The following is a 14174-nucleotide window of genomic DNA, read 5'->3' on the forward strand; positions in this document are numbered from 1 at the left end:
TCCTGTCGTTCGGTCGCCCGTCATCGGTCATCGCAGGCGAGCGCCGACGGACAGCCTAACAAGCAGGCTCAGAACCACACCATCGGATTGACGACCTGCCCGTCCTGCCACACCATCAGGTGCAGGTGGCAGCCGGTGGAGTACCCGGTGGTGCCGACGTAACCGATCACCTGGCCGCGCTTCACCCGCTGACCGACGCTCACCACGTAGTGCGTGGCGTGGTTGTAACCGGTGGTGAGGTAGCGGCCGTTGACCACACCGTGGTCGATCATCAGGCGGTTGCCGTAGCCGGCGTTGTAGTAGCGCTCGGCCACCACGCCGTCGCGCGGAGCGCGGATCGGGGCACCACAGGCCGCACCGAAGTCGGTGCCGTCGTGCAGCTTCCAGTAACCCAGCACCGGGTGCAGGCGCATGCCGTAGACCGAGGTGATCGGACCACTCACCGGCATCGAGAACAACGGGGTGGACGACGACACCGCGGGTCGGCTGGTCGACCGCGACGTGTTGGACGAGGTGGTCTTCGGCCTGGAGGCCGTGACAGGCTTGGGCTTGGTGGGCGTGGACTGCTTGCGCTTGGCCGCATCCTGGCGGGCCTTGGCATCGGCTGCCGCCTTGGCCTTGCGCGCAGCCTCGAGCTTGGCCTTGCGGTCGGCCTCGAGCTTGGCCTTGCGGGCCGCTTCAGCCTTGGCCTTGGCGATCCGGTCGGCGATCCGCTTGTTGACCGCGGACTGCTCACTGACCAGTTCCTGCTGACGCTTGGTCTCGGAGGCGACCATCTGGTCGGCCTTCTGCTTGGCCTGGGCGCGAGCGGTGGTGGCGCGGGCCACCTCGTCGCGGGCGGCGGTGGCCTGCTGGTTCAGGGTGGTCGAGGTGGCCAGGTGCTGCGCGGCCTTCTTGCGGGCGGCGGCAACGGTCGCCTCGGCCTTGGTGGCAGCGGCCTCGGCGGCGTCCTGCTTGAGCTTGAGTGCGCGCAGACGGTCCATCTGGCGACCGGAGCTGTCGAAGATGGTGGTGCCCCACTGCATCTTCTGGTTGAGGTCACCGGTGGTGGTGCTGGTCACCAGGATGGCCAGGCCGCTGACGCTGCTGCGCTGCTGCATCTGTTCGCGGGCGCGGGCCCCGATGGTCGCGTGGAACTCCTCCACGTCGGCGGCTGCCTTGGCCGCGGCCGCCTTGGCCTTGGCCAGCTCGGCCTGGGCGACCTTGAGTTCGCCGGCGAGCTTGGCGTCCTGGGCCCGGGCCTCGCGCAGTTGGCTCTCAGTCCTGGCCAGTTCGCCCTGGGCCTGCTGCAGCGCGGCCTCGGAGCGCTTCAGCTCGTTGGCCGCCTGGATGGCCTCCTGGTTGTACTCGGCGAGGTCGGCCTTGGACTGGGCCAGTTCGGTCTCGACCTTCTTCTTGCGGTCGTCGAGGTCGTCCGCGTGGGCGCTCAGGGGGGCCAGCACCAGACCGGCGCCGAGCAGGACGACAAGCGCGGCTCGTCCGAGGTCGCGCACAGTGCGACGCACGACACGAGTGGCTGCGTGGGCGGGGGGAAGTCCGCTGGTCACGTGGTCACACTCCTGTTCGCGGCCCATCGGCGTCACACCTTCAGGTACCGCTTGGTGGCAATCAGTGTCGGCACTATAGAGAGCGCGATTGCGGTCAGGGCAACCCAACCGACCACCACCAGCACGTCGCCCCGCTCAAGCCACCGTAAAGCCTGCATCGAGACTTCAAGGTTGCGTGTGATCACCAGGTGGTGCAGGCCCAGCAGCGTCGCCGAGGCGAACACCGCGCCCAGCACACCCGCCACCAGCGACTCCAGCAGGAAGGGCAGCATGATGTAGGTGTTCGAGGCGCCGACCAGGCGCATGATGCCCAGTTCGCGGCGTCTGGCGAAGGCGGCGATCCGGATGGTGTTCGAGATCTGCACCCAGGCGGCCACCAGCAGGGCGACCGACATCGCCACGGTCCCCCACTTCAGGGCGTTGAGGCCGGCGAAGATCCGGTCGAGCACGGTGTGCATGTCCTGCACGTTCTGCACGCCGGGCAGGCCCATCGCCTCGGTCACCACGCCCTGGTACTGCTCGGGGTCCTTGAGCTTGATCCGGTACGACTCCTGCATCTGGTCGACGGTCAGGTCGTCGGCGATCGGTGAGTCCTTGTACGTCTCCTGGAAGTCGCGGTAGGCCTCCTCCTTCGACTCGAACATCACCTTCTCGACCTCGGGATTGGCCTCGAGTGCCTTCTTGATGGCGTCCTTCTGCGACTGGGTCACATCCTGACCGGGCTCGCAGTTGCCGCTGGTGGAGTCCTTAACGCACAGGAAGACCGAGATCTCGATCTGGTCGTACCAGCGGTCCTTGAGCAGGTCGACCTGCTTGTTGATAAGCAGGCCCAGCCCGAACAGGGTCAGCGACACCCAGATCGTGACCACCACCGCGACGGTCATCGCGGCGTTGCGGGTCAGTCCAGACCAGGTCTCACGCAGTGTGTGGCGCATGTGTTCTCTCCTCGACGTCCGGCGCGATCAGGCGCTGCCGTAGACGCCCTTGCTCTGGTCGCGGACGAGTTGGCCGGCATCGAGTTCGATCACGCGGCGGCGCATCTGGTCGACGATGGTGGCGTCGTGGGTGGCCATGATCACGGTGGTGCCGGTGCGGTTGATCCGGTCGAGCAGCTTCATGATGCCCACGCTGGTGGCCGGGTCGAGGTTGCCGGTGGGCTCGTCGGCGATCAGGATCTTCGGCTTGTTCACGTAGGCCCGTGCGATCGCCACCCGCTGTTGCTCACCACCGGACAGTTCCTCGGGCAGGCGGTGGCCCTTGCCCGACAGCCCCACGGTCTCAAGCACCTCTGGGACGACCTGCTTGATCTCGCGGGTCGGTCGTCCGATCACCTGCAGTGCGAAGGCGACGTTCTGGTGCACGGTCTTGCCCGGCAACAGCCGGAAGTCCTGGAAGACGGTGCCGATCTGGCGGCGAAGCGCCGGCACCTTCCAGGAGTGCAGGGTGTCGAGGTCCTTGCCGAGCACGTAGACGGTGCCCTTGGTCGGCCGGTACTCGCGCAGGATGAGCCGCGTGAAGGTCGACTTGCCTGAGCCCGACTGCCCGACCAGGAAGACGAACTCGCCCTTGTCGATCTGGACGGTGACGTTCTTCAGAGCCGGACGAGTACCGCCCTCGTACTGCTTGGTGACGTCGTCGAAGGTGATCATGCAGACCTCAGCCGGAGTTGGGGAAGTTCCTGAGTTTCTCTCAGGCCGGCTGCGTCGAGTGTAGGCGAGAGCGCTGTGAGCACCCTCACGCCACGCCCGCCACCTTGAGTCGCGATGGCGGCGCGGGGGTTGGCTCAGTCGTCGGTGTTCGAGCGGCGCCAGCGGATGCCGGCGTCGATGAAGCCGTCGATGTCACCGTCGAAGACCGCGTCGGGATTGCCGACCTCGTGGTCGGTGCGCAGGTCCTTGACCATCTGGTAGGGGTGGACGACGTAGGAGCGCATCTGCGAGCCCCACGAGTTGCCCGAGTCGCCCTTGAGGGCGTTCATCTCGGCCTCGCGCTCCTGGCGGGCCCGCTCGAGCAGGCGCGACTGCAGCACCCTGAGCGCGGCCGCCTTGTTCTGCAACTGCGACTTCTCGTTCTGGCAGCTCACCACGATGCCGGTCGGCAGGTGGGTCAACCGCACCGCGGAGTCGGTGGTGTTCACCGACTGCCCACCAGGGCCCGACGAGCGAAAGACGTCGACCCGCAGGTCGGCCTCGGGGATGTCGATGTGGTCGGTCTCCTCGGTGACCGGCAGCACCTCGACACCGGCGAACGAGGTCTGGCGGCGGCCCTGGTTGTCGAACGGCGAGATCCGCACCAACCGGTGGGTGCCCTGCTCGACCGAGAGCGTGCCGTAGGCGAATGGGGCCTTGACCGAGAAGGTGGCCGACTTGATGCCGGCCTCTTCTGCGTAGGAGACGTCGTAGACCTCGACCGGGTAGGAGTGGCGCTCGGCCCACCGGGTGTACATCCGCAGCAGCATCTGGGCGAAGTCGGCGGCGTCGACTCCCCCGGCCTCGGACCGGATGGTGACCATCGCCTCGCGGGCGTCGTACTCACCCGAGAGCAGGGTGCGCACCTCGAGCGCCTCGATCGCCCGGGTGAGTGAGTTGACCTCGCGCTCGGCCTCGGCCATCGAGTCGGCGTCGCCCTCCTCAGCGGCGAGTTCGAGCAGCACCTCGGCGTCATCGAGCCGGGTGCGCAGGTCGGCGACCCGCTTGATCTCGTTCTCGAGCAGCGACAGCCGGGAGGTGACGCGCTGGGCATTGGCCTGGTCGTTCCACAGGTCGGGCGCGGCCACCTGCTGCTGGAGTTCGGCGATCTCGGCCTGCTTGCCGGCAGGGTCGATGACCGCCTCGATCGAGTTCAGGGACTTGTCGAGGTCGGTGATCTGCTGCTGGAGGTCTGCGAGTGCCACGAGAGCCGAGTCTACCCGCCCGCGGCCTCGTCGGCCCTGCGCCGCCACTGGCCCCGAGTCAGGCCGTACAGGTGGCAGTCCTGGAAGCCCTCCGTGCACCGCATGTGGTCGATCGCCAGACCCTCGTGCTCAAAGCCTGCCTTGACGAGCACCCGACCCGAGGCAGTGTTGCCGGGGGCGTGCACCGCGTACAGGCGGTTCAGTCCCACCTCCTCGAACATGTGCGCGACCACCGCCGTCAGGGCCTCAGTGGCCAGACCTCGTCCCCACGCCCGGCGGGCGACCACGTCACCGACCTCGGCCTTGGCGTCGTGCCCGTCGAGGTTGACCACGCTGATGGCACCGACCAGGTCACCATCGACCTCGATGCCCCAGTGGTAGCCGCTGGTCGAACTGGTCATCATGCCGTTCAGCGTGCTGCTGGCTCGTGGCATGGGGGCGATGCGACTGCTGGCCGTCGGCGCGGCACTCGGTGTGGGTGCCAACATCTGCTTCGCCTTCTGGGGCAGCGCCGCCGGCATGTTCGCGGGACAGGGGCTGATGGGCGGGGTGTGGGGCGTCTTCGCGGTGATGGGCATCATCGTCGCGCAGGACCTGTTCCCGTCACGGATGGCCACGGCCTCAGGTGTGTTCATGAGTTCGATGCCGGTCGCGAGTGCCCTCGGCGGCCTGACCGGGGGTCTGGGTGTGGCCAGCCTCGGGCTGCCGCTGGTGTTCGTCGTCCCGGCGGTGTTCGGGGTGTTGGCCGCCATCGGCCTGTTGGTGATGTCACGCACCCACGACTGAGCGGACGCGTCAAGGCTGGTAATCGACCAGGGACGAGTCGGCGATGATCGCGTTGCACTCCCCTGCTCTGCCCTTCAGGCCCTGCATCGACCAGAACCTGCCCGAGGTCACGTCCCAGTGCGCCTCGTCCGAGCCGTACACGTAGGTCATCAGCGTCGCGGCCTCGAGGGGCGAGCCCTGGTGCACCATCGCCACCGACAGGCACTGGGCCTGCAGTTCCACGCGTCGGTTCTTGCGCATGCCGACGGTGTCGTCGACGCCTGACTCGAGCACGAATGGGCTGTCGGGGCTCACCACCACACTGCCCTGCAGGTAGTGGCCGAGCTCATGGGCGATGATCAACGAGACGAACATTCCATCGCCGTTGCCCTGGAGTGAGCTGCCGGTGCGGATGCCGTCGTCGGCGGCGAGGGCACCACTCTGCTCGGCCGCCGTGCAGGGACCATCACCCGGGTGCAGTGAGCAGTGCAGCAGCCTGACCGGACGCCAGGAGATCCCGGCCGAGGCTGCCCATGGACGCCACCAGTACCGCCGCTGCAGCCGGGATCGGCAGGCGTCGCCAGGTGGTCACGACACCCATCCTCGCTGTGCACGTCATCCTCATAGCCACACCACCCCCCACGAACCCGCCCGGTTGTCAGGTGTGGGGGCTGGCACAATGGTGCGCGGTGTCCGGGAGCATCGTTCCCCCGGGCACCGAAGGGCGCATAGCTCAGTTGGTCAGAGCACTTGCCTTACAAGCAAGGGGTCGGGGGTTCGAGCCCCTCTGCGCCCACCGGTCAGCCGTCGACCACTGGGTTAATCTGAAGTGGTGAGCAACGGACCCAGCAGGACGCCGTCGGGCAACGACGCCGCCCAGCTCACGCCCGCCAAGTTGCGCGTGCTGGCCGCGGTCGACCACTTGGGTCCTGAGGTCTCCATCGCCACGCTGGCCGACAGCTTGGGTGGCCACCCCAACGCCACCAGGCACAGCTTGAACGCCCTCGTTCAGGCCGACCTGCTGCGGGTCGACCTGGTGAGCTCCGGCGTCGGTCGACCTGCCCAGTCGTTCACGATCACCGACGCAGGCCGTCGGCACCTCGCCCACCAGGTCACCGACACCGCCCAGGCCGAGTTGCTGGAGGCGGTCACACGGTCGTTGGCCGACCTGCCCGAGGGCATCAACGTGGCACGCACCATCGGCCGGGAGTGGGGCCGCGGACGCCACGACCTCGGCTCCGGCCTGGTCGAGGGGTTGACCCAGCTCGGTTTCGCTCCGCGGCCCGGTCAGCAGCCCGGTGAGATCAGGCTGTTGGCCTGCCCCCTGCTCGAGATGGCCCACCGGCACCCCGAGGTGGTCTGCGCGATGCACCAAGGCATGATCGACACCGTCCTCGAGCCCGGCCAGTCGGCCGATCTGCTGCCCTTCGCCGAGCCCGACGCCTGCCTGATGAAGGTGCATGAGGCCTGAGTCGGAAGAGTCCGGTTGGACACTTCCTGAATCCTTGGCCAGATCAGCCACGAAAACCTCAGTTCCTGTGTTTTACTGCTTTCTACACTCTGAGTGGAGAAACGGATGAACCCTGATTTTCCTTTCTGGCTGCGCGCCTCGCACCTCATCAACCTCGTCCTGATCGGCATGCTCCTGCGCTCCGGCTGGGAGATGCTGTCATCCCTGCCACGGCTGTGGTGGCGCAAGGACTGCGCCCCCGGCACCGAGTGGCTGCGCTTCACCAAGCGCAAGCTGCCCAAGGAGGAGGGCGTCTACACCTCGCTGATGGACGAGAAGTCGCTCTCACCGCTGATCGCCCTGCCCGGCCGCGAGAACATCGGGCTCGGGCGCCACTGGCACGGCTTCTCGGTCATGCTGTGGGTGCTCAACGGCATCATCTACGTGACCCTGCTGTTCGCCACCGGACTGTGGCGCCGGATCGTGCCCACCTCGTGGAGCGTGTTCGGTGAGGCCTGGGAGTCGATGAAGATCTACGCCGGCTTCGGCGTTCCCGACATCTCGCACTACACCCCGTACGACCCGCTGCAGATGCTGACCTACACCGGCGTCATCTTCATCCTGGCGCCGTTCATGATGCTCACCGGTGTCGCGATGGCTCCCGCCATTCGCTCGCGCTACCCCTGGTACGTGAAGTTCTGGGGCGGCCACCAGGGCGCGCGTTCGCTGCACTTCATCGCCATGGTGCTGATGACCGGCTTCATCATCATGCACGTCGGCTTGGTCTTCCTGGTGCACCGCGACCACAACGTGGTGCACATGGTCTTCGGCGACGTCGACACTGCCCGCGCCGCCCAGGCCCTCGTCATCATGATCGTCACCATCGTCGTGGTGGCCCTGTTCTGGATCGGGCTGAGCTACTGGACGCTGGCCGACCGCCCGCGCGCACATCGCTTCCTTGTCGGCTTCACCGAGATCGGGCGCAAGATCTTCCTCAACTGGATGCGTCCGCGCAACGCCACTCAGAGCAGCTACACCGACGCCGACATCTCCGAGTTCCACTGGACCAACGGTCTTCCGCCCACCGAGGAGGAGTCGACCGAGTGGGTGGCCTGGGCCGACAGCGACTGGGACGGCTACACCATCACCGTCGGCGACGACATCGGTGGCGTGACCAAGACGGTGACCCTCGACGAACTCAGGGCCCTGCCGCAGACCTCCTACATCGCCACCCACACCTGCATGCAGGGCTGGTCGGCGACCTCACGCTGGACCGGCGTGAAGCTGACCGACGTGCTCGGCTTGCTCGGTGAGAAGCCGGCCGGTGCGAACTACGTGCTGGTCGACTCCTACGGTCTGGCCCAGAAGATGATCGACAACCGTCCGCGCGAGCCGTTCTACGCGGTGATCGACCTCGAGACCCTGGGTGAGGACGACACGATCCTGGCCTACGAGCGCAACGGCCAACCGATCCCGAAGTACTTGGGCGCCCCTGCCCGCGTGCGGGTCGAGTCAAACCATGGCTACAAGCACGTCAAGTGGGTCAGGTCGGTGCGCTGGATCGCCGATTACAAGACCTATGGCGACGGCCGCGGTGGCACCCGCGAGGACTCGGCCCTGCAGGCCCTGAACGGACGGATCTGACATGCCGGAGATCGACAGCACCCGCTTCCGCGTGGCCGGGATCACCTCCCCTGACGAGGTGAAGCGTGCCCTCCAGTCGCTCTACGACGTGTTCGCTGAGCAGGGCATGGGGCAGGCCACCTTCGAGGTGACCGAGAACACCGACGTGGCCGACCTGTGGGTCAAGCACAAGGCCGACGTCGTCCCCGATCGTGAGGTCATCCGCCGGGCGCTGGCCGAGGCGGGCGACTTCACACTGGTCGACGACCAGGCGCCTCCGGCCTGACCTGCACGAACACCGCACTCACCACGCCCGGGGAGCCGGCACCTCCACGTGCCGCCCCCGGGCGAGCCATGCCACGACGACTCCGGCCGCCACCCAGACCGCCAGGGCCACCAGTTCGAGGTTTCCGAGCCTGCCCGGTGACGTGGGCCAGAACAGCAGCCACAGGAAGCCCAAGGCGCACAGCACGCCCACGGCCGAGCGGATGCGGGCGCCGGTGTGGTCGGCGATCCTGGTCGAGATCAGGCAGGTGTAGAGGTAGGCCACAGCGGTCAGCGCCGAACACATGTTGACGATGTAGTTGACCACCTCGCGCCCGGCCCACGGCGCGATCAGGCTGATCACCAGCACCAGACCCACCGCCCAACCGAACACGCCCACCCGGTTGCGCAGACCGAAGCGGGGCGAGAGGAACTCGTGGTTGGCCAGCGAGGCGATCAGCTTGGACGAGGCCAGCGTGAACGCGTTGAGACCCGACATCACCGCACCCGCCAACGCGACGATCAGTGCTGCCAGGCCGATCGGGCCCAGCGCGTCCTGCACTGCTGCACCGGTGGGCCAGGTCACCGCGTCCACCTCGTCGGGGGCGAAGACCAGGCCCGTCATCGTGTTGAGGATCGCGTACAGCGAGGCACCCACGACGATGCCGGTGACCGCCAGCCGAGTCGCCCTGCCCGGTTCGAAGCCGAGGTCGCGGGCGACCTGGGGAATGACGTCGAAGCCGACGTAGAGGAAGGGGACGATGGCCACCACACTGCCGACTCGTGCCCACGAGATCTGCCAGCCGTTGACGTAGGTGGTCGCGAACGGTGCCAGGTCGACCACGAACAGCATCAGCACGAACAGGGTGACCACGTTGCCGACCAGCAGCAGGACGAGGATGTTCTGGGTGCGCGAGCTGCCCTTGAGGCCGCGCACGTTCAGCCAGGCGAAGGCGATCATGATGGCACTGGCGATGGCGATGTCGGAGGCGTGCACCGGGTAGCCGGCCACCGAGTAGAGGTAACCCACCGAGACCTGGTCACCGAACACCCGGCGAAGCACCAGCACGAAGGCGGTGCCGTTGAGCCCGACCAGGCTGATGTAGGCCAGCAGCAGCGACCAGCCGACCACGAAGCCGTGCATTCGTCCCAGGTGGCGGTAGGCGTAGCTGAACTCGCCGCCCTCGTCGGCGTGCTCGTCCATCATCACGTGGTACCCGGCCTGGATGAAGACCACCGCCAGGGCGCCGATGCCCAGGCCGAGCGCGGTGTCGATGACCCCGGACTGCTTCAGGAACCGGGAGCCGGGCAGGGTGAACGACCCCCACCCGATGATGGCGCCCACGACCAGGGCGATGACGTCGATCCGACGCAGACGATGCACGAGCAGGGGCCGCGTCGTCAGTGTTCGCGGCGGGTGTAGGCCGCCCAGTAGAAGACGGCGACCAGCAGCGCCCCGCCGACGATGTTGCCCAGGGTGACCGGGACCAGGTTGTCGAGGAAGAACGACGACAGCGTCAGGTCATTGACTGATTCACGGGTCAACCCGGCGGCCTGGACGCCCGGGGAGTTCCAGAAGGTGTCGCCGCCGTAGTTCTTGACCAACAGCCCCATCGGGATCATGAACATGTTGGCCACCGAGTGCTCGAACCCACTGGCGACGAACAGCGCGATCGGGCCGGTGATCGCCAGCAGCTTGTCGACCAGGGACCGGCCGGCGTTGGAGGTCCAGATCGCCAGGCAGACCAGCACGTTGGCCAGGATGCCGAGGATGAAGGCCTGCAGCCAGGTGTGCGAGACCTTGGCGTTGGCACTGTTGACGGCCACTGCACCCCATGCACCATGCCCCTGCATCGGCGTGCCGGCGAGCAGCACCAGTGCGGCCAGCCCGACCGCGCCCACCAGGTTGCCCAGGTAGACCACGCCCCAGTGGGCGGCCCAGGTGCTGAAGGCGATCTTGCGCCGGATCAGCGGGACGATCGACATCGTGGTCGAGGTGAACAGGTCACCGCCGGTGAGCACCACGAGCACCAGGCCGACCGAAAAGCTCAGGCCGCCGACCACCTTGGTCAGCCCGTACCACTCCTGGGTGCCCGCAGCCATCTGCGAGGTGGTGAAGAAGATGAAGCCCATCCCGATCAGGGCGCCGGCGCTCATGGCCAGCACGAACATCTCGAAGCGACCCTTGGTGGCCGTGGCGACCATGGCCGCCTCGGTGACAGCCGGGATCCCGGCCGGCGGGACGATGTTCAACTTCGCCGCAACGTCATCCATCTGTTCAGCCCCTCCCGTGGAGGCGTCGTTGCCGCCCCAAGAACTCGTCAGAAATCCTTGCGTCATCGTAGCAACGCAGGTCTGGTCCTCGTGGGCTGCCCCGCCCCTGAAGTGTGCGTGAGATCGTGGGGCGTGCACGCCCGAGAGATCACCTCCCCCGTGTCACTGGTCGACCCCGACGGGCGGCTCAATCGGGGCGCTGTCGGCTGGAGCCGTCGACCACTGCACGACACCTCCGGACTGAAGCGTGGCTGGCGAGGACGCGGGCGCAACAAGCGCTGGGAGTACTGGCTGGTGATGACGCCAGACCTGCTGGCCTCGCTGACCCTGTCAGACATCGACTACGCCGGCGTCCACACCGTCTGGGCCCACCAGATCTCGACCGGGCGCACCGTCGACCGGACCGCTGTCGTGCCCATGGCGCTCGGCACCACCATCCCCGGCTCACTGGGTGGCGGCCCCAGCAACTACCACTCACGTTCGCTGTCGGGCCGGGTCGACGAACTGCCCGACGGCACCAGGCTCCGGGCCCGCACCCAGGGTGTGGAGTTCGACGTCACGGCCGGACGCCTCGGTGCGGGCGAGTCGCTGGGCGTCGTGGTGCCCTGGGGCGACACCCGCTTCCAGCACACCATCAAGGACCCGCTGCGCCCGGCCACCGGCTGGATCGAGTTCGAGGGCACCCGCCACGACCTGGACGGGAGCGTGTCGTGGGCGGTGCTCGACCACGGTCGCGGTCGCTGGCCGTACTCGCTGTGGTGGAACTGGGCGGCCGGCGCGGGCCATGCCACCGATGGACGCGCCGTGGGCCTGCAGTTCGGCGGCCGGTGGACCGACGGAACCGGTGCGCGCGAGAACGCGTTCTGGGACCACGCCTCACGCACCGACCGCAGGCTCGTCTCGTCAGCGGCCCACCAGGTGTTCGGCCACTGGTCGGGAACGGTGCGCACCACACAGGGCACGATCGAGGTGGCCGACGTCCTCGGGTTCGCCGAGGACGTCCGTAACCGATGGTGAGGCTCAGACAGCGGCGTCGACATCGACCACCAGCACCCCTGGGCGGGAACCGTGGCGTCCATCGTTGAGCGGGATCCGTCAGGACAGCCTTGACACTGACAGATGGCACGATGATTGGCGGGAGGACGAGCATGGAGGAACGAGTGACGCAGTGGAGTGAGCTCGAAGACCTTGGGCTGACCGAGGAGAGCGATGAGTTCGACCCGTTGGCCCCGATGCAGACCCATGCCGGCGGAGCTGTCGGCGAGCAGGAAGACGACGAGTACGGCACTCCGTTGGTGCGGGTCGACCCGCACAACGGTGAGGTGAACTACGAGGTCCCTTTCGGTGACCCGCTGGGAGTCGTCCGGGTCTGGATCAACGACTCCAAGGTCATCACCAAGGTTCGGGTCTCCCCCAACTGGCGCGAGAAGCTGTCCCGGGTGAACGGCGGGAAGGCCGGGGCGGTTCAGCTCGGCCATGCCTTCGGTGTTGCCTTCGCGGGCATCAACAACTACGACCGCATCCACCAGGAGAACACCACGGTCGACCTCGACGGGTCCGACGACCTGCCCGAGGCGCGCGAGCCGCTCTCATGGGCTGCCATGGCGCGGTTGAATGAGCGCTCGATGCAGGTGCACGAGCGCTTCGAGGCGTTGAGAGACGACGAGGGCCACGGCCACTGGGAGGGCGAGGCCGGTGTGGGCCGCGCCGCTGGAGGCAAGGTCAGCGTGACGGTGGCGCACACTGGCAAGTACGACAACGTCACGTTCGACGAGACATGGCTGCAGGGCAGCCGCGCCCGTGAGGTGTGCGACGCCGTCGTGGCGGCCGCCGGAGCGGCGATGGCTTCCAAGGGCGAGTCGACCTATGTCCCGGGCGAGCGTGATGAGCTGCGGCAGGAGAGATCAGCCATCCGAGATGAGTTGAGGGCACTGATGAGGCGAGGATTCTACTGATGAGCGATGAGAGGAGAGCCAATCCCATGGTTGACGACGAGCAGGTGAAGCGCGCCCAGGAGAGCGGCGTCGAGGGCTATCGCTCAGACAGCGATGACGCACTGGTCGACTTGGACATCTATGAGACCCTGATCGACCCCAACGGGGCTGGCGGCAAGGCTGGTAACAAGGGTGCTGGTGGCGCTCCCATGATGATGCCGCCCGGCATGATGGGCGGAGGTGCCGGCGGCGGGGCTGCTGGCATGAACGCAGCCGGCATGAACGCGGCCGGCATGGGTGCGGCCGGCATGGGTGCTCGAGGCATCGGCGCCGGAGCCGGGGGCGCGGGCATCGGTGGCGGCGCGGGCATCGGTGGCGGCGCGGGCATCGGTGGCGGCGCGGGCATCGGTGGCGGCGCGGGCGTCGGCGGCGGTGCCGGGCTCGGTAGTGGCCTGGGAGCCGGCAGCTTCGGCGGCGGCAGCTCTGCGGCTGGGCTGGGAGGTACCTCGGGGCTCGACACCGATGGTGACGGCATCGCCGACACCTTCGCCGGCGGAGGCATCGACACCGATGGTGACGGAGTGCCCGATCTCTTCCCTGGCGACGAGGGCTACAACCCCGGCGGGTACGACCCAAAGACACGCGACTCCGATGGCGACGGCATCCCCGACTCCGAGGACGACACCCCCTCCGGCGACCTCCCGAAGCGCGACTCCGACGGCGATGGCATCCCCGACTCCGAGGACGACACCCCCGCCGGCGACCCCCCGAAGCGCGACTCCGACGGCGACGGCCTCCCCGACTCCGAGGACGACCCCCCCTACGGCGACCGCCCGAAGCGCGACTCCGACGGCGACGGCCTCCCCGACTCCGAGGACGACCCCCCCTACGGCGACCGCCCGAAGCGCGACTCCGACGGCGACGGCATCCCCGACTCCGAGGACGACACCCCCTACGGCGACAACAACACGCAACCTGTTCCGCTGACGGAACCTCCGAAGCCGAGCATCCCCAAGCTGTCGGAGCCGACGGGACCTGGCGGGCCGGGTAGTCCGGGAATGTCGACCCCCTCGATACCGAGCGGCGGTGGCGGAGGGGGCGGTGCCACCACGGCCCACAACCCGGACGCCATGGAGACCGCTGGCTCGGGGTGGGCCACGCTGGCCAGTGACATGACCGAGGTGCAGACGACGGTCACCTCGGAACTAGCTCCTCCGAACGGTGGGCTGGGGTTCGTGACGCCGCCGGCGACGAACTACAGCACGCTGCAGTCGACCAGCGGGACGTGGGCGGGCAGCGCGTCGACTGTCTTCACCGAGATCGGGACCGGGCTGGCCCGTGACGCCAAGGGCTACCGAGACCTGGCCACAGCGCACATCGAGGCCAGCAACAACGTGAATGAAGGAGAGGCCTGACCAATGGTG

The 14174-nt window shown here is 67.7% G+C and carries 16 protein-coding genes and 1 tRNA gene; 8 read left to right on the plus strand and 9 right to left on the minus strand.

Annotated features, from left to right (window positions below; all coding sequences use genetic code 11):
- Nucleotides 1-68: 68 nt before the first annotated feature.
- The 5 genes from IE660_RS16330 to IE660_RS03960 all read right to left on the minus strand — a co-directional run bounded on the left by IE660_RS16330 (nucleotide 69) and on the right by IE660_RS03960 (nucleotide 4844).
- Nucleotides 69-1505, minus strand: a complete 1437-nt coding sequence (locus IE660_RS16330; protein WP_203567054.1) for a peptidoglycan DD-metalloendopeptidase family protein — start codon at nucleotides 1503-1505, stop codon at nucleotides 69-71.
- A 74-nt stretch (nucleotides 1506-1579) separates the two neighbouring features.
- A complete protein-coding gene (ftsX, locus tag IE660_RS03945) occupies nucleotides 1580-2482 on the minus strand; it encodes a permease-like cell division protein FtsX (protein WP_207730956.1) in 903 nt (300 codons plus the stop codon).
- Nucleotides 2483-2509: 27 nt separating this feature from the next.
- Nucleotides 2510-3196: a cell division ATP-binding protein FtsE gene (gene ftsE, locus IE660_RS03950; RefSeq protein WP_203567055.1), complete on the minus strand. Its 687-nt coding sequence runs from the start codon at nucleotides 3194-3196 to the stop codon at nucleotides 2510-2512.
- A gap of 134 nt (nucleotides 3197-3330) precedes the next feature.
- Entirely contained in the window at nucleotides 3331-4440 is a 1110-nt protein-coding gene (gene prfB / locus IE660_RS03955; protein WP_203567056.1) for a peptide chain release factor 2, read from the minus strand.
- A gap of 11 nt (nucleotides 4441-4451) precedes the next feature.
- On the minus strand, nucleotides 4452-4844 hold the full coding sequence (locus IE660_RS03960) for a GNAT family N-acetyltransferase (RefSeq protein WP_203567057.1): 393 nt from the start codon (nucleotides 4842-4844) through the stop codon (nucleotides 4452-4454).
- Between IE660_RS03960 and IE660_RS03965 the strand changes: the two genes are divergently transcribed.
- On the plus strand, nucleotides 4843-5226 hold the full coding sequence (locus IE660_RS03965) for an MFS transporter (protein ID WP_203567058.1): 384 nt from the start codon (nucleotides 4843-4845) through the stop codon (nucleotides 5224-5226). The two genes, IE660_RS03960 and IE660_RS03965, sit on opposite strands and share 2 nt — an antisense overlap.
- 9 nt (nucleotides 5227-5235) lie before the next feature.
- Here the strand turns inward: IE660_RS03965 and IE660_RS03970 are convergent, their stop codons facing one another.
- Together IE660_RS03970 and IE660_RS16110 are read right to left on the minus strand one after the other, a co-directional pair.
- Nucleotides 5236-5580, minus strand: a complete 345-nt coding sequence (locus IE660_RS03970; RefSeq protein WP_203567059.1) for a hypothetical protein — start codon at nucleotides 5578-5580, stop codon at nucleotides 5236-5238.
- A gap of 91 nt (nucleotides 5581-5671) precedes the next feature.
- Entirely contained in the window at nucleotides 5672-5797 is a 126-nt protein-coding gene (locus tag IE660_RS16110) for a hypothetical protein (RefSeq protein ID WP_268882536.1), read from the minus strand.
- A gap of 130 nt (nucleotides 5798-5927) precedes the next feature.
- Here IE660_RS16110 and IE660_RS03975 point away from each other — a divergent pair.
- The 4 genes from IE660_RS03975 to IE660_RS03990 all read left to right on the plus strand — a co-directional run bounded on the left by IE660_RS03975 (nucleotide 5928) and on the right by IE660_RS03990 (nucleotide 8564).
- Nucleotides 5928-6001 (plus strand) — tRNA-Val (locus IE660_RS03975).
- A 36-nt stretch (nucleotides 6002-6037) separates the two neighbouring features.
- Nucleotides 6038-6676, plus strand: coding sequence for a helix-turn-helix transcriptional regulator (locus IE660_RS03980; protein ID WP_203567060.1), 639 nt, complete (start codon nucleotides 6038-6040; stop codon nucleotides 6674-6676).
- A gap of 105 nt (nucleotides 6677-6781) precedes the next feature.
- Nucleotides 6782-8299 carry a molybdopterin-dependent oxidoreductase gene (locus tag IE660_RS03985; protein ID WP_203567061.1) on the plus strand — a complete coding sequence of 506 codons (1518 nt, stop codon included), beginning with the start codon at nucleotides 6782-6784 and terminating at the stop codon, nucleotides 8297-8299.
- A 1-nt stretch (nucleotide 8300) separates the two neighbouring features.
- Complete coding sequence (locus IE660_RS03990; protein ID WP_203567062.1) at nucleotides 8301-8564, plus strand: hypothetical protein; 264 nt, start codon at nucleotides 8301-8303, stop codon at nucleotides 8562-8564.
- Between the two features lie 18 nt (nucleotides 8565-8582).
- Here the strand turns inward: IE660_RS03990 and IE660_RS03995 are convergent, their stop codons facing one another.
- Both IE660_RS03995 and IE660_RS04000 read right to left on the minus strand, forming a co-directional pair.
- On the minus strand, nucleotides 8583-9926 hold the full coding sequence (locus tag IE660_RS03995) for an APC family permease (protein ID WP_203567063.1): 1344 nt from the start codon (nucleotides 9924-9926) through the stop codon (nucleotides 8583-8585).
- Between the two features lie 17 nt (nucleotides 9927-9943).
- Nucleotides 9944-10816, minus strand: a complete 873-nt coding sequence (locus IE660_RS04000) for a formate transporter FocA (RefSeq protein WP_203567064.1) — start codon at nucleotides 10814-10816, stop codon at nucleotides 9944-9946.
- 132 nt (nucleotides 10817-10948) lie between these two features.
- Here IE660_RS04000 and IE660_RS04005 point away from each other — a divergent pair, with 132 nt between their 5' ends.
- From IE660_RS04005 to IE660_RS04015, 3 genes are all read left to right on the plus strand, one after another.
- Complete coding sequence (locus IE660_RS04005) at nucleotides 10949-11833, plus strand: DUF2804 domain-containing protein (protein WP_456237011.1); 885 nt, start codon at nucleotides 10949-10951, stop codon at nucleotides 11831-11833.
- Nucleotides 11834-11964: 131 nt separating this feature from the next.
- Nucleotides 11965-12771: a hypothetical protein gene (locus tag IE660_RS04010; protein ID WP_203567066.1), complete on the plus strand. Its 807-nt coding sequence runs from the start codon at nucleotides 11965-11967 to the stop codon at nucleotides 12769-12771.
- On the plus strand, nucleotides 12771-14165 hold the full coding sequence (locus IE660_RS04015) for a WXG100 family type VII secretion target (RefSeq protein WP_203567067.1): 1395 nt from the start codon (nucleotides 12771-12773) through the stop codon (nucleotides 14163-14165). Before IE660_RS04010 ends, IE660_RS04015 begins: the two co-directional genes overlap by 1 nt.
- Nucleotides 14166-14174 lie beyond the last annotated feature (9 nt).

Source organism: Aestuariimicrobium ganziense, assembly GCF_015352975.1.
Lineage (GTDB): Bacteria > Actinomycetota > Actinomycetes > Propionibacteriales > Propionibacteriaceae > Aestuariimicrobium > Aestuariimicrobium ganziense.